The organism is Pseudoalteromonas sp. MMG005 (assembly GCF_018101015.1).
GTDB lineage: Bacteria > Pseudomonadota > Gammaproteobacteria > Enterobacterales > Alteromonadaceae > Pseudoalteromonas > Pseudoalteromonas aurantia.
In genome coordinates this window covers 169362-191063 of sequence record NZ_JAGJEK010000007.1, presented here as the reverse complement: position 1 = coordinate 191063, position 21702 = coordinate 169362, and the positions used below count along the sequence as shown (strand labels likewise).

Genomic DNA, 21702 nt, shown 5'->3' with positions numbered 1-21702 from the left:
CCCGTTAGATACTGATTTTAGTGTCAACACTTAACAGCCAATTACGCACCCGATTAACTGTTATATCAAGCGATTGCACGTCATTCATTACCAAATCACTATTACTCCTAACCTGTTCAACGACCGCACAGTAAATATCTCTAAAATAGTCTTCATATTTATCTAAATAGGCCGCCAGTGAATCTATACTTTGAGCAGACGTATGGCGTCGAACAACCCGAGATAAACACAACTCTAATGGTATATCGAGCAATACCACCGATTCGATTAGCTCATCCATAACACATCGTTGCCTGCCAAAAGGTTCTTCAACAAAAATATAACGGTGGCGCCCCGTTTCAGCAAGGTGCTTCAGTGCTAGCGTAAATTTCGGTGTATGTATTAAAGATACATTCGCACCGTCAGCAAACCAACGCTTCATATTTGCTGGATACGTGTCATTATCCACATAGCTATCAAAGAGCAGGTAGGGCGCGTCAAATTGTTGCGCAAGCTTTTTTATGACCGATGTTTTACCTGCACCTGATGCCCCTGATATCGCAATAACACGCGTCTTGGTAGGACACTCTTGGCGTCTTGGCTTAAGCCCGATATGTTTAGCTGGCACTACAATCCGATCCATTTCTTAATCGCCCCCACAGACGCTCGAAAATACGTTTTACAGTGTTAAGCATCGTGAAAAGAGTGCCACAGCGTCTTGATACATAGACATAGCCAATGCCGCATCATATCTATCGCCCTCATCTCGCATAAATGCATGTTGTGCATTGACTTCTTGCCATTGGAAATTAATGCCCGTACGCTGACATGACGTGTATATCCGTAACCGACCTTCCATTGGCACATGCGGATCTTGTTTCCCCCATACGAAGTGCACTTCACCTTGAATATCTTTCATTCTTTCCAATGATCCGTTACCAATCTCACTGGGGAGAGAGTCACTGTGTATGTCTGTTGCATATAAACAAAATGCAGCTTTAATAGCGGGGTTTAATGCCGCTCGATATGCTAGATGGCCACCAATACACACGCCCATCGCACCAACATGTCCATTGCATCCAGTTAATTGTTCTGCAAAATCGACGAGGGCCTGTGTATCACTATCATGATGTTCCAATTGCTTAGTCCATTTATCTTCATTGCCTTTATCTTTACCTTCATCGTCATAAGCGAGTACCGTACCAATCGGATTCAACTCATGAAACACTTCAGGTACCAACACGTGAAAGCCATGGCTAGCTAAAATGGCGGCTGAGCGCGCAATCGGCGCTGTTTGTTGAAAGATTTCTGAATAAAAAATAATGCACGGATAACTGCCTTGCTCGGCGGGCTGATAATGATACGTGCGCATGACACCCGTAGGCGTTTTAATATCGTGAGTCTGGTGTGTAATTACCATAATAAAGTCACATTTCAAAAAATTATGGAATAGAGTAATGTATTTAGGCACAAAAAGTAACATTATTTACTATCAATGTGGTTCAACACCACATTATGAGATATGATCATTTCTATCTCTTAAACACCTTTGAATAAAGCACATCGGCATACATTTTGTGGTGTTCTGTGTCTCTACTCTATCAACTCTATACCGTTGAGGATAAGATGAACATAACCTCTCATATTTTTCGTTGGCAGCAAGGTCGTCAGCAGTCTGGTTACCATAAAATGCTACTATGTGGTGCGTATTGGCCAATAAAGTTTGATGTGTACTTACTCAAATTCCCCAAAGGCAGTGTCATACCACCACATATGGATAAAGTTGAAAAAGGCAAGCATTACAGACTAGGGGCTGTTGAACTTTGCTGTTCTATTTTTGTTCTCTTTGAGCATGCTTTTATCGCGGCGTTTAATATGTGGCCTAGTAATCTAAGCGAATATTAAGCAACAAAGAGAAAGGGATGCTCAAAAGAACCGGTAGGCAGCGCTTGATTGGCTTTTCTACTATGTTATCGGCTGACTCACATGGAATAACCATGCTACGCAGCCTCTGCCTTGTATAAAAGCCAATCAAACTGCTGCAAAAATGAACCTAAAAGATCAACAGCCCCTAAATATTGTGCTAAAAAGTCGATAAAAGGTGGTCAGTTTATTTGCAAACACCCTTTAGTTAACACGTCTAGAATTAAGTTATTTCGACCCGATTTATGTGAGCATGCGGTGTCAAAAGTAGAGCAAGGTACACGCTATGTATTGAGTATCGGCTGGGTTAAATCTGCAAAATAGCACGCGCCCTCGCTACAAAGTCACGGAAACATATGTCCTTATGATACGTGAGGAACTGAGCTTATCCATACATCAGGGCAAGCTATAGCTAATGTGGTGCAGTGACATTCAATAAATATAGCGTATCTTGTTTCGCTGAAGTCACAACTAATAAATCTGGACGTGTTAATGTCAGTGATGAAATAGATGAAACGACTGGTGTGTTATCCAATACTATAGTTGATACTGATAAACCCGTTAATGGTTTATTTTGTAAAACAATCACACCATTGCTTTTTTCGGAAGCCGCATAGCCCCATCTTCCATCGCGCGCCATAGCTAAGCTATTAACGCCTTGCAAATGCGGATGGGCCACAACCTGAATCACTTTAAATTGATTGGGTTGTGATTCTTGCAACACTAAAACTTTATCGCTACCTGAACAGGCTACATATAATTTATTTATTATCTCTACAGCTTGCATTGCTTGAGGATTTAAACATCCATACTCTTTTAAACTTATACGCTGGCTCACAGCATAATATTGTGTATCACCTTTATCTAATAAGGTCAGTGTAGAGTCGTTAAAACCAGCCACAATGAGCTTCTTCTGTCCTGTCTCTTTGTTCATTATTGGTTGCACAGCGACGGGTGAACCGAACTGTTGCTTATTGACCCCTTTATTGGCGGGTTCATTCGTTACAATTCGTCCATTGGATAACTTAAAGAAACGTACTGCGTCACTTTTGTAACTGGCTACCACAAAATGCTGCTCATCAAGCTTAAGTATACTCCATGGTGCAAGTAGCTTTAAGTTATCCAGCCCACCAACGGGCGTCGGGTCTTTGAATACGCGTTTTGCTGATAAATCATCACTTAATGAATGAACAAATTGATAACCACCTTGCTCAACTTTGCTAAAAAGTGACAGTGCGCCATCGTAAAAACTAGCAGTGATTAACCACTTGCCATTATCAAGTGCAATAACGTCAGATGCCCCTGCCAATTTATATCTATTATTATCAATATTTTTAAATGTTTGTTTGAAATACAGCTGATCATCACTGTCTAACTGGAATACAGATAATGCATCATCATCTCCACTCACTACAAAGATGGATTTCTTATCGCGAGAGGTTGCAATTTTCCGAGGATTATCTAAGCCCGATACGCCATGCTGATTATTAGTAGCTTGTTGAGAGATATGTAATGAAGGAAATGAAGCGCTCATATCCACGGTTCTGGCTTCAACAAGCACGGTACACAACACACAGCTTACACCGATACATCGAGTCCATAATCTCAATACGTTTTCTATCATATCCGATACACATTTAAAAACACTGCAGACTATCAGTATTTCACAGTATCCCAAAATATATAAGTTTTTAAATTATTGAGTGTTTCACCGTTAATTAAAGATATTGAGTTTAATAAAAAACGTAACTTAGAGGCTAGGTTGGGGCTTATGTCAATAAACGCTAAAAAATGCCACAGACACAGCCAGCCTTACTCTTTTTTGTCGCGATTACCCACACATTCACCACTGAATTATTGTAAAGGGGGTTTACGATATCTAATTGCATCATCACCAATATACAGTATTGGTTTTCGTCAACTATCTCGTATTAAAAGCAAATATAAAACAAAAGATTAGTGGAAAAGTGCTATTTTTTCTTAATATACAAACCATCAAATATGGTTTGCCATTTTTGATCCTGCGATCTGGTACGCCATACCTGACGTACTGTTCCGTCTGCATTAGGGGTCCATGTTATCCTTTCATCTAGCAAGTTACCTTCTCTATCAAAAGAAGTTCCTGTAAGTACCATTTTATTGCCTTGCAAGCCTCCTCCTAGTTGAAGCAATAGTCCCGTGTTATCAACCCAAGTCTGGTGCCAAAAATTGCGCGTAACATCATACAAACTCACACTTTCCCCACGATATCCCGACAACCCCTTATAGCGCTCTTTAATCACACATCCCTCATAGTCAATCGTGATTACATTACGTCCTGCAATTTTCCCATCCGGCGTCTTTACTTGCCAATCACCGACCCAAAAATCAAAGTGTCGATACGCTTCGCTGACACACTTTGCATATACTTGCGCACTCATAAAAAAACTAAAAGCAATCACATACCAATTCATAACTTTGCTCCTTTTTTCATTAAAGAATAGTCGCCACAGTACATATTACGAATAATAATTATGATTTTAAAACAGTGAGAAATACATTCTCCGTAACACTAAAAACTTCTAAGACGCCGTTTTGAGTAAAGAGACAAAGCACAAGGAAATACACCAAAATTTACTTTTTCGTCGAAGGGGAGTTGATGGAATACATAGTACGATGCTGACTGACAGCATATAATGCCTTCAAATTTCACGGTGTAAGCTTCAATATGCTGTACAGGTAAAAAACCTTGCTTCATTCATATTATGCTTTGCACTCATATTTAGGAGATAACTTGAAAATACTCATCACGGGTTCTGCTGGACGCGTTGGGCGTGCTATTTACATTAAACTGATGCAGCTGCACCATGTTATTGGAGTAGATATCACACCGTGTTCGACGGTTGATATAGTTGCTGATATCCGTGATTTGGCACGGATTCGCCATGCATTAATCAATATTGATGTGGTGATACATTGTGCGGCCTTACATGCTCCACATGTGAATATTGCTTCTGATGAAGATTTTAATTCTATTAATATTATGGCAACTGAGCAATTAGTTTTGGAAGGTATAAAACAAGGCCTACGGCACTTTATCTTTACCAGCACTACCGCATTATATGGCTTTGCTTCAACCCAAGAGAATCAAGCGAGTTGGATTGACGAAACCATTACTCCGCAACCGAAAAGCATCTACCATACTTCAAAAATAGCCGCTGAAAAAAAATTAGCGCAACTCTCTCATTTATTTAACCTACCGGTTACTGTGCTGAGAATGTCTCGATGCTTCCCCGAGACAGCAGACTTAATGAGTATATACAGATCAACTCGTGGCATAGACGTACGGGATGTTGCACAAGCGCATGCCTGTGCCGTTGAACTGCGCCTACCGGGTTTTAAAACATACATTATATCGGGTTCAACTCCCTTTACGCCGAAAGATTGTGTAATGCTCTATACGGATGCAGGCACTCTTATTCATGAAAAAATGCCCGACTTAGCAACCGAGTTTAGGCGACGTCAGTGGTCTATGCCTTGTTCACTCGACAGGGTCTATGATTCAGCATTGGCGCAAACTGAGTTACAGTGGCAACCAATGCATGGTTACCAAAGCGTGTTGACCATGCTCGATAACGAGTTACCCGAAGTGTTGCCCGTCATTAATCTCTCAAAGTAAGGAACACCATGACTTTTTCAGCAAGCTGTCATTGCGGTAATATTAACGTTACATTTGATGCTTCAATTGATTCGCTTACGAGCTGCAATTGCAGTATTTGTCATAGACTTGGTGCTCTGTGGGGATACACCCACCCCAACAATGTGTCTGTCAGTTTTCACCGCTCAGCGCCTATCAGCTATTGCCACGGGGATCAGTGTATTGAATTTCATCACTGTGCTTTATGTGGGTGCACAACCCATTACACACCAACCCATATGGGAAATACACAACGCATGGCCATGAATTTCAAAATGATAAAACCTGAGCTTTTAAAGCAAATTAGAATACGTCACTTCGATGGTGCGAATACATGGCAATTTATTGATGAATAACGATAAATAGATAGTAATCTATTGCCGTATTGGTAGGATAAATAGTACTCGACATAGACCAAGATAACAGGAGTTTTTTGTATTATGGCAGATATATTTATCACCTATCACACTTCAATTTTAATTTGCGGATTGATAGCAACACTTTTTTTATTGCAGTTGATCATTGCCGACATAGTGCTGTTTTTTAACAAGCACCAAGCGGGTCATCCTATTAAATCAGATCATCAAAGCTTTGTATTTCGTGCAACCAGAGCACATGCAAATACCAATGAAAGTATCGCCATTTATATACTACTGTTACTTTTCGGGCTTCTATCACAAAGCCCCCCCGATTGGTTGGCTTTTTCATCTGGACTTTATGGCATTGCTCGGCTTGCGCATATGAGTTTCTATTATATGAACCTGCAACTTGCGCGCAGTTGTGCGTTTGGATTAGGGTTAGTTGGACTACTTAGTATGTTAATAACAGGACTCACTGCGTGGGTATAACTTAACACGGTTTACGATTACTTTAATACGCAATCGTAATGTACAAAAGCGCTGTTAAAAATCGCATATTTATAGTTTATATAAGGTTTTAACTATTCATAAGGATCACGATGTTTATTATTTCGATGACTTATTTAGTCCCATTACGTGAAGTTGAAAAACACTTAGCGGCACACTTACTATTTTTAGATAAATACTATGAAAGCGGCCTATTTCTCATCTCTGGTAGAAAACAACCAAGAACGGGGGGCATTATTATTGCTAATACAACCCAAACGATAGAGATAGAAGAAGCGTTAAAAGACGATCCATTCCAGCAACACAAATTGGCGACCTACGAGGTCACTGAATTCATCCCTTCAAAAACGACTCATAAGTTAAATTTCTTACAGCAAATACCATAATCGCGTTCACCACCTACCTTAAATAAAGTCGTTAAAGAACATCATTAAAGAGCACCACAAAGCATCAACGGCGCTCTTTAACTGTTATACCAAAACAGTGATATCTATAACCCCGCCACACATGGCTATTCCGCTAACTCGCCACGTTTATAGACTAATACTCATTATTAACTTTGCCATTGTAAAAGATTTGTAATTCAACACTTTTGACCGCCTCAGAACCTCGAAGTGATTCAAGCCGACTTAATAAATCAACGTCTGTTGATATCACTTTATAGCGTACGATAGCACCTGTCACTGGCTGTTTAACGAATTGCTTTATGTCTGGTGCTTGTTGTGAACCGTATAGCTCAACCACAAATTCCCCCGTGACAGTACCGATTTGACCCGTTGTAACATTGTAAACTCGATCGCCCTTTTTAATTGTATGCCCTTTAAGCTTGATTCTATCTGACGGCGTAACTTGGACATGACGTACCAAAGTGCTCTCACTATTTTTAATTTTTGCACTGTAAGCATCGCCTTCAATGTGCGATTGCTTCGCCAAGTCATTGGACTTTTCTTGCCTGACTTTTACCTCCGCAGGTTGATCATAAACAAACGTTGAACATCCCGACACAAGCATCAACATAAACAATAAAGTAAGTAATAAAGTATTGGAATAAATGCTCATAAGCTAAAAAACCACCTTAAAAGTAAAAAAACTTTGAAATAACGTTAAAAAGGATTCATTTTAATAAACGTCTTTATAACAATAAAACAGGGTAAATAATGAATAACATACCAAAAATAACTTTAATTGCAGCCTCGATGGTTACAATTTTAGGTACCAATACGGCGTCGGCATTAACTTACAATGCACAGTCAGGGCTAATAGATCAAGCGCAAATCAATACCAGCAGTCAAGCTGATCAGGTAAAAGCGCAACAACAAGCTCTTGCAGCACAGGCCACTGTTTCAGGTATGGCTAGCCACTATGACAAAGAACTCGGTAAAGCCACCTTTGTGTGGGCTAGCAAAGCTCATACAACGCCTAACCTAGCAAACATTGCCGTTGAACAGCGAAATGAATTTGTAGCTGATCATTACTTACAACAGCTGACAGGATTAAAAACCAGTAAGTCAGCTATTTTAGATGGGGCGCAATTAACAAACTTACACGAATCAAAGCGCGGCCCTGCCATAGCAAAGTATAAACAGCTTGTTGGGGGCATAGAAGTCTTCAACCGTGAGTACAACGTGATGATAGACAAAGAGTACAATCTTGTCGCTTCATCAGGTTTTGTATCACATGCTAAAGCTGCCAATTCAACCAACCCCGCTTTCACTCATTTTGGTAGTGCTGCAAAAGCAATTGGTATTGCCGCTAAAAATATTGGCGCAGAGACCAACGACCTGCAACTAAGTAACGAGAAGCTCGAAGGTCAATTCACGTCATTTACAGCACAAGATGCCTCGGGTACAGTCAATGCATTTTCGCCTCGTGCTAAAAAAGTATTCTTTGACGATGGAACACAATTAGTCGCTGCATACTATGTTGAGGTAGAAGTCGCGCCAAAAAATAGTGTTGAGTCCGAGGCCTATGGGTATGTGATCGCATCAAACTCCGGCAAGGTATTATTCAAAAACAACTTAATCGCGCATAGTAATGATTATACATATCGCGTGTATGCAAACCAAAACGGCTATCCCATGGAAGGTCCACATGGCGATGTGCTCCCAAAACTAGATACAGGCCCTGACAAAACTGAAATTGAAGCTGCGCCGCTCGTTACCCTTTCGCATTATTCAAAAATCAGCACACAAGACCCATGGCTTGCTGAAGATGCAACCATGACATCAGGAAACAATGTATTTGCTTATGCTGATGTTGTTGCACCGGATGGTTTTACCGAAGGTGATTTCAGTGCAGAGCTTACATCTGCAAATACCTTCGATTATCCATATGAAGTTAGCCAATCTCCAACAAGCTTGAATAATCGCAAGTCAGCGATCGTCAATTTGTTTTACATGAATAACTTCTTACACGACTTTTTCTATGATTATGGGTTTGATGAAGCTTCCGGTAATGCGCAATTATCTAATTATGGACGAGGCGGGGAAGAAAATGACCCTTTGCATGTACAGGCACAAGATTATTCCGGCTTAAACAACGCGAATATGTCTACCCCTGCTGACGGCAGAAGCCCACGTATGCAACAATATTTATGGAATAGCAAAGATGCTATTGTCGGTACTGATTTTGCGGTGACTGTCACATCTCACTCGCAAGTAGGACTACTGCAATCTTCAAAAGTTGCTTCATTTGGACCTGTACAATATGACTTGTCAGGTATGACAGTAAGACTGAATGATAGTACTGATACCGCAACAGATGGCTGTGAACCTGCAACCAATGGTGCTGAACTCGCTGGAAAAATCGCTTTAATAGACCGAGGAGGATGTGCATTTACAGCGAAAGCTAAACACGCACAAGAAGCTGGAGCAATAGGCGTTATCATCATCAATAATGTGGATGACGGCACACCGGCACCTATGGGTGGCACCGATGACAGCGTAACCGTTGTATCTATGGGCTTAAGCTTCCAAGACGGAAAGAAAATTTACGATCTAATGGACAGCGGTGAAATGGTCACCGTAAACTTAATGAGCACCTTCCCGTTAAAAGACTCCACGTTTGATAATGGTATTATTGCGCATGAATGGGGTCACTATATTTCGAATCGTCTTGTAGGTAATGGTGCTGGTTTAAATAACTTCCAAGGCCGTGCGATGGGTGAAGGCTGGGGGGACTTCCATTCCTTAATGTTCATTGCTCTAGAGTCTGATTTAACCATTGCAGGCAACGATCAGTTCCAATTACCTTATGCGACAGGCACGTTTGTTGAGAACTTCACAACCGGTATTCGTCGTGCACCGTATTCTACAGATATGTCGGTTAACCCACTTACATTTAAGCACATTACCAGTGGGGCTGAAGTAGATGGCCTCCCACCAACGAATGGCGGCTCACCTCACGCAGCAGGTGAAGTATGGGCAAACATGCTATGGAACGTATATGTTGGCTTGATAAACAAGCATGGCTTCCAAGAAGCACAAGACAGAATGGCGACATATTTAATATCAGGTTATAAGGCAACCCCAATTTCTCCAACTTATGTTGAAGCACGTGATGCAATCTTAGCATCGGTGTATGCCACAGATATGGAAGATTTCACCATTGCCTTAAAAGCGTTCGCAGACCGAGGACTTGGCTTAGGAGCCATTGCGCCCCCGCGTAACAGCGATGATAATTCAGGTGTTATTGAATCGAACAAAACAACATTATCAGCTTTCCAAGCAACCTCTGTATCCTTGAATACAAACTATAATGGCGTTGAACTAGGTTACTGTTCAAATGACGAGATCCTGGATAAAGGTGAAACTGGGACACTGTCCGTGTCAGTTAAGAATGCAGGTGATGCCACATTAAATAGTATTTCAGCTAAAGTGGTCGTGACAAGTGGTCACAACGTAACACTTGAAAATGACGGTATGATCACGTTTGATGCTTTAGCACCATTTACCTCGGCCACAAGTGTGCCATTGATGGTGACACTCAATGAGGCTGGCACCGCTGAGAACCTAACATTTGAAGTCACTTTTGATGGTGAAGAAGTGGTTGGCGAGACTAAGATGGCAGTATCATCAACGGTCAACTATGACTTCAAAGTAAAAGCGCACCAAGGCACTTCAGCATTAGTCGATATGGAAGGATATAACCTCTTTGCTGACTTTAAAGAGAATGTGATGACTGGTGGCGACTTAGCCAAAGGCACACAAAACTTTAACACCAGCAATACTGCTTTCTTCTCATCCGGTAACCCAGACGTTGAATTTGGCGAACAAACGATGTTCTTACGCAACAATGGGTTCGAATCGGACGTTACCGTTGAAAGTAAAAACTTTGAAGTCGGTTTTGGTAATGATTTCTCCATCAGCTTCTGGCATTTGTATCTATTAGAAGATAATTGGGATGGTGGTGTACTTGAAATCAGTATTAACAATGGTAATTGGGTGGATGTGACTTCAACTATTGCAGGTGGGACTTTCGATACAGGCTATAACACCACCGCATTAATTGAAAATCCGCAACAAGCACTCCAAAACCGTCCTGCATTTACAGGCTCAAATTTCACACCTCAAAGCACAGGGAATATGGAAAAAGTGAGTTTTGGTGATCACTTAAATGGCCAAACGGTAAAATTCAGATTCCGTATTTCCGCAGATGGTGGCACAGCCGAAACTGGTTGGTTTATTGACCAAGTAAAATTTGAAAATGTTGCGTCATCGCAATTTCACTCAACTGTGGCCGGTGATGTGAATACGTGTGACAATGTTGCACCAATGGTGTCAGCGCCTGACTCAATCGATGTCAATGAATCTGCAACTGCCACGATTACCGCAAGCGCAACAGATCGAAATAACGATTCGCTTACCTACACATGGACGCAAATTGAAGGCCCAAGTGCAACGCTTGCAGGTAACGACTCTGCAACACTGACAGTTACACCACCTAGTATTACTGAAGACACAGCACTGAAGTTTGAACTAACGGTCAGTGACGGTTCGGAGCACGTGAAAACAGCAACTACGGTCAATGTAACAAATGAAACACCACCAGTGGTCACCCCACCGGTTGTCACCCCACCAGTTGTCACTCCCCCTAAATTACCTGATAGCAATAGTAACTCCTCAGGTTCAATGGGTTGGTTTGCATTGTTATTTGCCGGGGCGGGACTATTACGTCGCCGTAAATAGGTCATTTCAATACGTTAACTAAATAAAAAGACAGAACCAATTACAGTTCTGTCTTTTGTTTCACAATAAGATTTACAATAAACCCTTTAAATACAGGCAACGTTAGTCAATGAGCATCAATTGACTTACGTTACGAACACCAGGGTGACTCATGTAGTTGTTCTTAATCCCCTCAACACGTAACCGTTTTCCGATTAAAGCCACATTGAGTAATGGGCTATACATAGTGCGTTGGGATGATTCTAGTTTGATGTACAACGATTCACTATTGTTAGTGTCATCTGTTAGCTCAAGTGCATACTTGCCATTGACGCCACGTGTTATTTTACCTTCCACAGTGACAGGCTCACCATTGGCCAACGCTAAAACCTCACTCACAGACATACCAGAACCGCTTACAGGGTCACTACCCGCATCATCGGTGATACGTAATTTAGAAACTTGACGTACACCCGCTTGACTCATATAACTGTCGCGCACACCGTTAACAACCATAATTGCATTAAGCAATTCCGGATTTAATTGTGGACTAAACTGGTTTCGCTGATCACTTTCTAACTTCACATTAATGGTAAAGCTGGCATCATTAATGTCCTCTAACACCAATGCATAAATACCATTTAGGCCAGACTTAACACGACCTATTATTTCAAAAGACTCCCCCTGCGCGGTATTCAATGCTTGTTCGATTGATAAAGCTGTAGGTGCAATTTGAATATCACTGACATAGCGAACTCCCGCTTCACCCATATAACTATTGCGTTTGCCCGTAACGATAATATTCTTATTCAAAATCGCAGGATTTAATTGAGGGTTGAAATCAGCGCGTTGGCTACTTTCAAGCTTCACAAAAATATGTTTTGAAGGTGAATTTACATCACTAAGCTCTAACCCATAAATACCGTTTACAGCTGCCGTTACTTTACCCATCACAACCAACGCTTCACCTTGCGTTGCGGCTAATGCTTCAACTACCGATAGAGTGCCACCAGGGGTTGGTGTCGGGTCTGGATCAGGGTCTGGGTTCGTTTGTGAATCACCATTAGGCGCATTAAACGAATTATATTTATAAGTATCAGTATTCCAAGGATTAAACCCACTAGCAGGCGTCCCCCATGGCTGGCCATTATTTGGATCTGCCATTTCTTGCGATGCCATTGGGGTTGGTGTTACAAAGCCACTTTTATGGCCATTATTATTATCAAAATATTGGTAACTTTCAGGTGTTGCTAACCAATTAATAATATTCACAGCAAGTGTTGCTGCATTACCTGCATCCGTCCAACCTGGGTAGGTCTTTTTACTATTGCCAGTATCCTGGCGACGGTATTTCGGGCTTGCATCTTCGATAGGAGACGAATCTCCAATGAACGCTGCTTTACCCGCCCCCGATTTCGCAATGGCGACGTAAGGACCTTCCGCTTTACCACCAAAGTACAACCCTTGATCCTTTGCATGTCTCCATTTAACTGGATTATCTGATTCTGAGAAATACACCAACCCCTTCGCTTTTTGTGGATCAACAACCGCCAATGTAGCCCCAGCCGCCATTAGAATAGGTTGCACTCCTTGTGTGATCCCCTCTGTTTGTGTACTTGGCTCAACACCACTGACACCTTGCTTGTAGTCGACGCCATTAAATCGAAACCGGATCCCAAAGTTTTCAACTAACCAACCCGCATTTGCTGATTTAGGATTACGCCAATCACCATATTCTCCACCCAAGTTATATTTGCTTAAATCAGAGCGGTTGTAACCATTGAAAACCTCTGTTGCATCCCATGTATTAAGGTTACGATCTGCATCGTAATGATCCGCAACAAAAAACACACCTTTACCCGCAGCAACATATTGCTCTAGTGCTGCTTGCTCAGCCATAGTAAATGGTCTATTGGTTTCTGCTAAAACGAACACATCAGAATTTTTTATTGCGTCAAAAGTAATAACCGCCTCATTTTGCGTATTATTGTTACTTCTATCATCATGAAAGCGGATCACACCATCATTATTTAAATCGATGCCACGATACTCTTTAACGGTATAGCCTTGTTGCACTAATGCGTCTGCAAAGTCAGAAAAAGCCCCATCAATCACCCAGTCTGCGTTGCCTTCAACGCCGCCATGAGATACATCGAAATATATGGTTTTACCATTATTGATATGCGCGGATGGTGTTTTTACTGGTGCTGTTTTGTTCCAGTCATATGCTGCTGCCTGTACGCTGCCCATTGATGAAAACAAACCTACAGTCAACATCATCGCCAACGTCGTTTTATTCATACTAATCATTCTTCAATTCCCGTTGAGTGTGTTATGTAATGAAAATACCGGTCATACCGACTTCATCCGGTACGATTAAAATAAGAGCAGACACTGAATCTGCTCTTAAAATAAGGGCTAATTATTAGGTTGGGTTAAATCAAGTTTATAAAGTGCAAAACCGTCTTCATTGGTCTCATTCAAAGCTTGAATATGCCCAAATTGATTACTATAAGCTTTTGCATCTAAACTGTTTGAACTAAAAAACTGAATGTCACTGTGGCTGTTTGGGGCAAACTCCCAGTTCATATCCGCCGATGGGTCAAGTCCTTTTCCAGCATTCTTCTGACTCTGGTAAGCAATATAATCAGCAACAACCTGACGGTTTTCATTGGGTGAATCAATGACAATTTTATCAGCCGCAATATTAGGGAAATTACCGCCACCAGAGGCTCTGTAGTTATTAGTTGCGACCAAAAACTGCTGCGTAGCGGTTACTGGTTTACCTTGATATTGTAACGACACAATACGCTCACCATCGGATACTTTCACTCCTTTGCTGTTATATCTAGCGGGTTGTGCAACATCAATTTTATAAGTTACCCCATCGATCACATCAAAGTTATACGAGGGAAACGCTGGGTTAATCAATACTTGTGTCGTGGTACTGTGCGCATTAATTTGATTAAATTGTCCGGCCGACATTTCCAGCCATTCTTTAACTTCTTGGCCGCTAAGCTTCAGTACCTTAAGTACATTTGGATAAATATATAGGTCTGCAACATTGCGATATGCAATGTCCCCTTGGGCAATGGATGTATAGTCATCTGCGCCACCACGCCCAGCTCGAAACGGCGCTCCTGCGGATAAAATCGGTAATTCAGCAAGCTCTGTGCCCTGAACTATTTTTTGTGTGTACCAAGTCTGCGCATCCGTTACAATTTGTATTGATGGATCATCGTTTACTAATGCAAAAAAACTATTTACAGGTCCCGTTACTTTGGCAAATGGTTCATTAACCCAGCTTCGAGTTTCGGCGTGTTCGTGAGTCACTGCGGCTTCAACTTCAGGATCATTCTCAACCAATGCGATAGTTTGACGATTATCATCTGTCTCATAAATCGCTTTAAGTGATGACTGTGAATCACTCACTTGCCATTGACCATCATCATATTGCAGCGTCAAATCTATTACGCCAAGGTGATTACCCCAAAACCCAGGCATAACCGCTGCAACACCATTCACAGTCCCTTTTTCTATATCTATGCCTTTGTCACTCATCCCCTCATAACGGCTACCTGGGAAATTGGCATGTGCATGACCAAATAATATCGCGTCAATACCTGCCACCTTAGATAAGTGATAACTGGCATTTTCTTCCATGGTTTTATGCTCGGCGATATCCAAACCTGAATGTGGAATGGCAATCACAATATCTGCCCCCTCTAACTTCATTTGAGGTACATACTTATTGGCCATCGCAACAATATCTTTGGCAATCACTTTACCTTCTAGATTTGCTTTATCCCACTGCATGATCTGTGGCGGTACAAACCCAATAAAACCAACATTGACAGTGTGACTATTACCCTCAGTATCTTTAAATGTTTTTTCTTGAATTAAATAAGGGGAGAAAAGTGGCTCGTCATTGTGCTCGTCAGCATCACCGTCATCGATGAAAACATTGGCGGAAATATAGGGAAAATTAGCATCATTGATTGCTTCTTTTAAAAAGTCGATGCCAAAATTGAATTCATGATTACCAATATTAGCCACGTCATAATTTAACGTGTTCATCGCTTTATAGACAGGGTGCACATCACCTGCCTGCAAGCTTTTAACCTTCGCCATATAATCGCCAAGCGGACTACCCTGAATTAAATCGCCGTTATCAACCAATACCGAGTTGGTCGCCTGCTCTCGGGCTTGATGAATTAAAGCAGCCGTTTTTACCAAACCTACTTTATCATCTTGCTTGTCTGCAAAGTAATTATAGTTAAGTAAATTCGCGTGTAAGTCCGTGGTTTCTAATAAACGCAGCTCTATTTGCGTGCCTTGTACTGGGGTTGGCACTGGTGCATTTATTTCATGGTTATTATCTGAGCCTGAACACCCTGTAAATAATACAGAAGTACCGCATAAAACAGCCAATTGCAGTAGTTTTGTTTTCATAATCCCTTCTCTTTTATCGGTTTTAGAGACACCACTATAGAAGGAAAAAAAGACAATTAGGCTAATAAATCGTGGCAAATTGGTGCCAGATTTATGACAAATTATAGTGCTCTATGATATGCACAATATTTGGATTACATTACAGTAACACATTCATAGCGAAGCTAAAGTAGCGAGAAAAGTGTGCTATGACCCACGTGATTGCGTCATTGATCTAGTCATGGCACTATTTTGTGCAATATATAAAAAACGGTACGAAAATAGACTGGTGCAACTGCGCATATCTGTTGCACCAGCTCCATTGTTTAGAGCAATTATCTAATGGTGATGTTCAGCACTGTCATCATGGCTATGACTGCGCCTCTCTAAATTTTGAGGCCTTGTAAAACTGCTGTCTAAACTGCCCTTGAAGCAACCCAGCACCCATGGGAATGCATTGGTCACATAGTAACCATACTGCCCATCAATACTCATACCGTTACACTCATCAAGATCACCCGCATTTACTTGATACTCCCAATCACCTCTAAATTGCCCATCGTAATTATTACTCGCGACGGCACCTGTGCCACCGACAGGAGTCGTATAGCCAGTCACAGCTTGACGTACCCCACCACTATTTTTTAAAACATAACTAGACGTTGCTTTTCGAATATTGCCGGTAGCCGGGTCTTTGAAACAGCTACCGTATATCGGATAACCATCTGCTGCAAACCCAATTACTGCTGATGCTCTGCTGCCACATGTTTGACTGAACATAGCAACAGGGTTGCCATGATAATGATATTTTCCTGATGGTTGAGTATGTGCGTTGTGGGCATCCGTTCCAAAGGTACTAAGAGGTGACATTGGGTCATAACGCCATGGATTATCATTTTGATCTGCACCACAACCTATTTTTTCTCTACCAATTGGCTCATTGCCTACGCCATAACAGGCTGCTGGCAATAGATCCAAGGTCACACCATTAAGTAATATGCCCTCCGTGATCCCAATCCCTTGCGGTGTAATCGTCGCAGCTGGACTCGCCGTAATTGGCAAAGTGTACACTAGATTTTGTGCAGATGTGTCTGTCGCAAAAGACGCAGTATTATCATTAAAGTCATGATTAGGAATGGCATTCATTGTGATGGTGCATGTTGTATTACCCACACTCATTACCACATCACCAGTGAAATCTGCCGACCTTTTTATATCCGTCACATTCGAAAAGTAACTGCCCTCATAGTTCCGGCAACTTACCGCTTCATTGGTAAAAATTTTGTCCGTAATATTAACGTTCGTATTGCTGGCCGTTACTTTCACAATATCCGCCGTTGATACACTCCCCCCTGCAACGACCGTTAAGCTCAGTTCAAAGGTCCCACTAATATCAGCATTGAACTCGATACTGACCTGATCCGCGCTATTTAACTCAACCATACTATTATCCGGCTTATTCACAATCTGCCACTGGTACGTCAAATCAGTTCCCGTACTCTGAGCGCCATCCAACGTTACAAAATCCCCCACAGTGACGTCCTGATCTGCACCGGCATGAGCAACTGGGAGTTGAGCCTGTGCAGTAATAACGACTATATCCGCGATAGAGTTTAACTTTCCATCATTCACAACGAGAGAAACTTGATATGTGCCCGCCAAATCTGGCGTAATTTGGACTGATTGAGAAGTCGTATTTGAGAGCACCGTGCTACTTTGTGCTGGTTTACTAACAATGCTCCACAGATAACTCAGCGTATCGTTGTCAGGATCGCTACTCAGTGACCCAGAAAGCATGACAACCTCTGAGACCGTAATTGATTGATCATTACCCGCGTTTGCTACCGGAGCTTGATTGGTATCTCCTGCCGACACCGTAATAACCGCAATATCTTGCATCGAGTCAACTTGACCGTCATTCACGATTAAGCCAACTTGATAACTCCCTGCGACATCTGTATTAAATTGTGCATTGACCGTCTGAGCGTCAGAAAGCACGGCATTACTGCCACCGGGTTTAGTCACAAACACCCAGTTATACGTTAATTGATCCCCATCAGGGTCTTGACTCGCAATGCCTGATAAAGAAACTAACTGACCCAACGGAACTTGTTGGTCAACGCCCGCATTCGCAATTGGTGGTTGATTTATGACCGCAGGCATCACTGTAATCGAGACACTATCTTGCGCCGAATCAATAACGCCATCATTAACAATCAGCCCAACTAAATAGCTACCAGCAACATCGGCTGTAAACTCGCTGCGAATTGTTTCAGCATTAACCAAGGTGACAGAACTTCCTGTTGGCCTAGATAAAAATGTCCATTGATAGCGTAGCTCTGTCCCGTCAGGGTCTAGACTTGCAGAACCCGACAACATCACCAACTGGCCCAATGTGACTTCTTGATCACTCCCCGCATTCGCCACTGGGGCTTGATTTACAAGCTCCGCACTCACAGTCACCGTGTCTTGCGCAGAGTCAACCGAGCCATCATTCACAATAAGACCCAGTATGTAAGTGCCCGCGACATCCGGGGAAAAAGTAACCAAGCTTTGTGCCGAACTGTCCAAACTCGCTTGGCTAGTACTAGGCTGGCTCATAATTCTCCAGTTAAATGACAAAGTATCACCATCAACATCGGAGCTCTGTGAACCATTAAGTGTTACTTGTTCACCTACGGACACAAACTGGTCCGCCCCCGCCACCGCAGTAGGGGCCGTATTATTAACCACACTTCCCGTATCATCTGGAACTGGCGTTGATCCGGAGCTCTCACCTCCCCCACCACAGCCACCTAATACGCTCGCACAGAAAAATATCAAACTTAGAAGGGTTTGCTTTGTCATAATTTGCTCTCTGTCATATCTATCAAGTAAGTGTTGGCAAAAAGTACCGCAATTGCCACAACCATAATGGGGAATTTAGAATGTAAATGTGCAAAAATTATGCATAATGAAGAAAAAGGGATCACCCCTAAAGCAACCTAATTAACCTTAGGTTGCTTTAGGGCTTTGGAATAGGAAATATTTTGGAAACAAACTTACGTACAATCCAATGATGATATTTTGTTCAATATCAAGGCGCTTTTATGCAGTAATAGCGGGCTATTACAAATGAAAGCAACGCCGAGAGTGAGAAAAATAGCTTTATTGGGCAAATGCGCTTATCCAGAGCTGAGGTTAATTGCAACCACTCAATCCACTTACGCTGAATTAGGTTATAAGCAATTAATATATAAAGGTTTTTAACTACTTAGGAAGCCAACGGACCAGCGCCTTCCGTAGTTCATTGATTTGTAGTGGCTTACCTAAATGATCATCCATTCCTGCGCTATAGCATAGTGCTATATCTTGCGGTAAAACGTTTGCTGTGGTGGCTATTATTGGGATACCTCGCCATTTTTGACTTCGACGGATCTGTTTTGTTGCCTCAATACCATCTAAATTAGGCATATGCATATCCATCAAAATCAAATCAAAAGCTTCCAATTCCAGTTGTTCAACCGCTAACCCTCCATCTTCAACAAGACACACCTCCAACCCTAATTTACTTAACATTGCATTGATGACCATCTGATTGATTGGGTTGTCCTCAGCAACCAATACTTTGCCTACTAAAGGCTGCTCTGCAATGGATAAAACGCCATTTTTAATGCGCGTTTCGCCTTCTAACACTGAAATGTCAAACGTCACTTGCGTGCCACTGTTATATTGTGACTGAATAGCGATTTCGCCCCCCAATAATGTGACCAATTCTCGACAAATACTCAGCCCAAGTCCAGTGCCACCAAACTTTCGAGTTGTGCTGTCATCAGCTTGTTGAAATGGTTGGAAGATCCGTTCCAATTGCTCTGGTTTAATCCCTATCCCTGTATCTATCACACTGAATTGCAAGCGCCACTGAGTCGCTTCTTGGCTGGCAGATATCTGTACTTGCACACTCCCTTGTGATGTAAATTTAATCCCATTGTTGATCAAGTTTACCAAGACTTGCTTTAATCGAACTTTGTCTGTTTTTATCTCGCTTGGTACGCTTGCATCACAATTAACGACCAATCCAAGTGACTTCTGCTTCGCAGTAGGTGCTAGCATGACTAAAATTTCATCCAACATGTCTGAAACAAAAAAATCTTCAATGACGAGTTCTACTTGACCCTCTTCTAACTTAGAAATATCCAATATATCATTCACTAAAGATAACAAATGCTGCCCCGAGGTAGTCCCCATATTTAATAATTTTATTTGATCCGCACTCAGCGTCGATTGCATTTGTAATAACTCAAGCATACCCAGTAGGCCATTCAATGGCGTTCGAATTTCATGGCTCATATTGGCTAAAAAACGACTTTTAATCAGTACCGCATGCTGTGCTTCTTCTGTTGCCTGCTCAAATGCAAGGGTACGTTCTTTCACATGCTTTTCTAACTCATTTTCGCGCATGTGCACTTGATCACGCATTTTCATAAATGCACGACTCAGCTCTCCTAATTCATCCTCTCTATAGTTCGACAACTTGTAAGTGAAGTCTCCTCCAGAAAGTGCTTTAGACGCCTTAATCAAGTTATGTATTGGTGCATAAATCTGTGCTGATAACTTTATCGCCAAGCCTATTATAATGACAAGCACCACAATGAAGGTGCCCCATAGAAGCTCTTTCAGCTCTTGAACAGGCCCGAAAATAACCGAATTAGGTACGGCCACCGCTATGCTATAGCCAGCGGCTGGGATCTGGGCAAAAAATACATGTTGTGGCTCATGACTATCTGGATCATTAAGCTCAATAACCCCAGTGTGACCCGCGAGCATCTTTAGGCCCAAAGCCCTAATCGCTTCATTCGACTCCTCATTTATTTTTAATCTTACCGATACTTTTTCTCCAATTTCATTTAGTACCCAAGTATCATTATGACGCTTAAGTTGTATCACCTTACTTGGATCCCAATGGTACATATAGTACCCATAATTCGAGACCAACATGAAACGTGCTTCTTTATCGAACTGCGTCATTACTTGTGATTGGACCAATGATACCAATCGGTCAACTTCTCGCCATGGGATACTGCCACCTAGCAATCCAACGACCTTTTGCTCTTTATTTAAAATACTCGCACTCACCACAATTTGCCGAACGCCGGTGGTGTAAGAAATCATCGGATCTGAAACGAACGTCATTGCTTTGTTATCAACATTCTCACCTACCGTTGTTTTCCAATAATCCCGTTTCTTAATGGTTTTTTGCATCGAATAGGGTTGACTATCATCAAACGTCCGTTTCATATTTTGATGAGGGTTTCCTCCCTCCGTATTATGAAAACTACCGTCTTTGGTACCGACGATAAACTTCTCATATACATTATTTTGCAAGCGCTTTTCTTCGATCAAAAAAGGTCGCATGGCAACAAAATCCATGCCTTGTACACGAGGGTCTCGGGCCATTAGCGCAATTTCTGACTTACGCTGAATAAAGTATCGCTCAAACAGCGCCGCGGCATTTCCTACTTGCGCCAACGCCCCTTGGATGCTTAAGCGACGCGCTTGTTCAGAGCTGTGCGTAATGCTCAATACAAATACAACTAATAACGGCAGTAACGAAGTAAACAGTAACACCGCAATCAAACGCACTTTCAAGCGCATACTAACCCACCCTGTTAAAGAGATATGT

General features: G+C 41.9%; 15 protein-coding genes and 1 pseudogene. 7 read left to right on the top strand and 9 right to left on the bottom strand.

Features of this window, described 5'->3' with window-relative positions; genetic code table 11:
• Window positions 1-4: 4 nt before the first annotated feature.
• The gene (locus tag J8M01_RS07580; protein WP_211057579.1) at window positions 5-622 is read right to left on the bottom strand and encodes a hypothetical protein; all 618 of its coding nucleotides are present in this window, start codon (window positions 620-622) and stop codon (window positions 5-7) included.
• A gap of 36 nt (window positions 623-658) precedes the next feature.
• Window positions 659-1399 carry a dienelactone hydrolase family protein gene (locus tag J8M01_RS07575; RefSeq protein WP_210997904.1) on the bottom strand — a complete coding sequence of 247 codons (741 nt, stop codon included), beginning with the start codon at window positions 1397-1399 and terminating at the stop codon, window positions 659-661.
• A 206-nt stretch (window positions 1400-1605) separates the two neighbouring features.
• Here J8M01_RS07575 and J8M01_RS07565 point away from each other — a divergent pair, with 206 nt between their 5' ends.
• Window positions 1606-1884 (top strand): hypothetical protein, encoded by a 279-nt coding sequence (locus tag J8M01_RS07565; RefSeq protein ID WP_247671048.1) that lies wholly within the window; start codon window positions 1606-1608, stop codon window positions 1882-1884.
• Between the two features lie 180 nt (window positions 1885-2064).
• A pseudogene (locus J8M01_RS23930) lies at window positions 2065-2226 on the top strand (2OG-Fe(II) oxygenase); the annotation flags it as partial.
• A gap of 88 nt (window positions 2227-2314) precedes the next feature.
• On the opposite strand, the gene J8M01_RS07560 reads toward J8M01_RS23930, so the two are convergent.
• Entirely contained in the window at window positions 2315-3511 is a 1197-nt protein-coding gene (locus J8M01_RS07560; protein ID WP_211057577.1) for a hypothetical protein, read from the bottom strand.
• 361 nt (window positions 3512-3872) lie between these two features.
• The gene (locus J8M01_RS07555) at window positions 3873-4355 is read right to left on the bottom strand and encodes a hypothetical protein (RefSeq protein WP_210997907.1); all 483 of its coding nucleotides are present in this window, start codon (window positions 4353-4355) and stop codon (window positions 3873-3875) included.
• A gap of 320 nt (window positions 4356-4675) precedes the next feature.
• Between J8M01_RS07555 and J8M01_RS07550 the strand changes: the two genes are divergently transcribed.
• From J8M01_RS07550 to J8M01_RS07535, 4 genes are all read left to right on the top strand, one after another.
• Window positions 4676-5560, top strand: a complete 885-nt coding sequence (locus J8M01_RS07550; RefSeq protein ID WP_211057576.1) for an NAD(P)-dependent oxidoreductase — start codon at window positions 4676-4678, stop codon at window positions 5558-5560.
• Between the two features lie 8 nt (window positions 5561-5568).
• Window positions 5569-5934 carry an aldehyde-activating protein gene (locus tag J8M01_RS07545; RefSeq protein ID WP_247671047.1) on the top strand — a complete coding sequence of 122 codons (366 nt, stop codon included), beginning with the start codon at window positions 5569-5571 and terminating at the stop codon, window positions 5932-5934.
• Between the two features lie 84 nt (window positions 5935-6018).
• The gene (locus tag J8M01_RS07540; protein ID WP_211057575.1) at window positions 6019-6426 is read left to right on the top strand and encodes an MAPEG family protein; all 408 of its coding nucleotides are present in this window, start codon (window positions 6019-6021) and stop codon (window positions 6424-6426) included.
• A gap of 110 nt (window positions 6427-6536) precedes the next feature.
• On the top strand, window positions 6537-6830 hold the full coding sequence (locus tag J8M01_RS07535; protein ID WP_211057574.1) for a YciI family protein: 294 nt from the start codon (window positions 6537-6539) through the stop codon (window positions 6828-6830).
• A gap of 154 nt (window positions 6831-6984) precedes the next feature.
• Here J8M01_RS07535 and J8M01_RS07530 read toward each other — a convergent pair whose 3' ends face one another.
• Window positions 6985-7503: a hypothetical protein gene (locus tag J8M01_RS07530; RefSeq protein ID WP_211057573.1), complete on the bottom strand. Its 519-nt coding sequence runs from the start codon at window positions 7501-7503 to the stop codon at window positions 6985-6987.
• A gap of 98 nt (window positions 7504-7601) precedes the next feature.
• Between J8M01_RS07530 and J8M01_RS07525 the strand changes: the two genes are divergently transcribed.
• Window positions 7602-11630 carry a rhombosortase-dependent M36 family metallopeptidase gene (locus J8M01_RS07525; RefSeq protein WP_211057572.1) on the top strand — a complete coding sequence of 1343 codons (4029 nt, stop codon included), beginning with the start codon at window positions 7602-7604 and terminating at the stop codon, window positions 11628-11630.
• Window positions 11631-11732: 102 nt separating this feature from the next.
• On the opposite strand, the gene J8M01_RS07520 is transcribed toward J8M01_RS07525, so the two are convergent.
• From J8M01_RS07520 to J8M01_RS07505, 4 genes are all read right to left on the bottom strand, one after another.
• The gene (locus tag J8M01_RS07520; RefSeq protein ID WP_247671046.1) at window positions 11733-13910 is read right to left on the bottom strand and encodes a DUF6359 domain-containing protein; all 2178 of its coding nucleotides are present in this window, start codon (window positions 13908-13910) and stop codon (window positions 11733-11735) included.
• A 117-nt stretch (window positions 13911-14027) separates the two neighbouring features.
• A complete protein-coding gene (locus J8M01_RS07515) occupies window positions 14028-16061 on the bottom strand; it encodes a bifunctional 2',3'-cyclic-nucleotide 2'-phosphodiesterase/3'-nucleotidase (protein ID WP_192509532.1) in 2034 nt (677 codons plus the stop codon).
• Between the two features lie 318 nt (window positions 16062-16379).
• A complete protein-coding gene (locus J8M01_RS07510; RefSeq protein ID WP_211057570.1) occupies window positions 16380-18887 on the bottom strand; it encodes a YHYH protein in 2508 nt (835 codons plus the stop codon).
• A 402-nt stretch (window positions 18888-19289) separates the two neighbouring features.
• Window positions 19290-21674, bottom strand: a complete 2385-nt coding sequence (locus J8M01_RS07505) for an ATP-binding protein (RefSeq protein WP_211057569.1) — start codon at window positions 21672-21674, stop codon at window positions 19290-19292.
• Between the last annotated feature and the right edge of the window lie 28 nt (window positions 21675-21702).

What these genes read in the sequence shown, in the direction of transcription:
- J8M01_RS07525 (WP_211057572.1), top strand. Translation starts at nt 7,602, where the DNA reads ATGAATAACATACCAAAAATAACTTTAATTGCAGCCTCGATGGTTACA.
- J8M01_RS07505 (WP_211057569.1), bottom strand. Translation starts at nt 21,674, where the DNA reads ATGCGCTTGAAAGTGCGTTTGATTGCGGTGTTACTGTTTACTTCGTTA.
- J8M01_RS07520 (WP_247671046.1), bottom strand. Translation starts at nt 13,910, where the DNA reads ATGAATAAAACGACGTTGGCGATGATGTTGACTGTAGGTTTGTTTTCA.
- J8M01_RS07555 (WP_210997907.1), bottom strand. Translation starts at nt 4,355, where the DNA reads ATGAATTGGTATGTGATTGCTTTTAGTTTTTTTATGAGTGCGCAAGTA.
- J8M01_RS07515 (WP_192509532.1), bottom strand. Translation starts at nt 16,061, where the DNA reads ATGAAAACAAAACTACTGCAATTGGCTGTTTTATGCGGTACTTCTGTA.
- J8M01_RS07580 (WP_211057579.1), bottom strand. Translation starts at nt 622, where the DNA reads ATGGATCGGATTGTAGTGCCAGCTAAACATATCGGGCTTAAGCCAAGA.
- J8M01_RS07575 (WP_210997904.1), bottom strand. Translation starts at nt 1,399, where the DNA reads ATGGTAATTACACACCAGACTCACGATATTAAAACGCCTACGGGTGTC.
- J8M01_RS07565 (WP_247671048.1), top strand. Translation starts at nt 1,606, where the DNA reads ATGAACATAACCTCTCATATTTTTCGTTGGCAGCAAGGTCGTCAGCAG.
- J8M01_RS07540 (WP_211057575.1), top strand. Translation starts at nt 6,019, where the DNA reads ATGGCAGATATATTTATCACCTATCACACTTCAATTTTAATTTGCGGA.
- J8M01_RS07545 (WP_247671047.1), top strand. Translation starts at nt 5,569, where the DNA reads ATGACTTTTTCAGCAAGCTGTCATTGCGGTAATATTAACGTTACATTT.
- J8M01_RS07510 (WP_211057570.1), bottom strand. Translation starts at nt 18,887, where the DNA reads ATGACAAAGCAAACCCTTCTAAGTTTGATATTTTTCTGTGCGAGCGTA.
- J8M01_RS07535 (WP_211057574.1), top strand. Translation starts at nt 6,537, where the DNA reads ATGTTTATTATTTCGATGACTTATTTAGTCCCATTACGTGAAGTTGAA.
- J8M01_RS07530 (WP_211057573.1), bottom strand. Translation starts at nt 7,503, where the DNA reads ATGAGCATTTATTCCAATACTTTATTACTTACTTTATTGTTTATGTTG.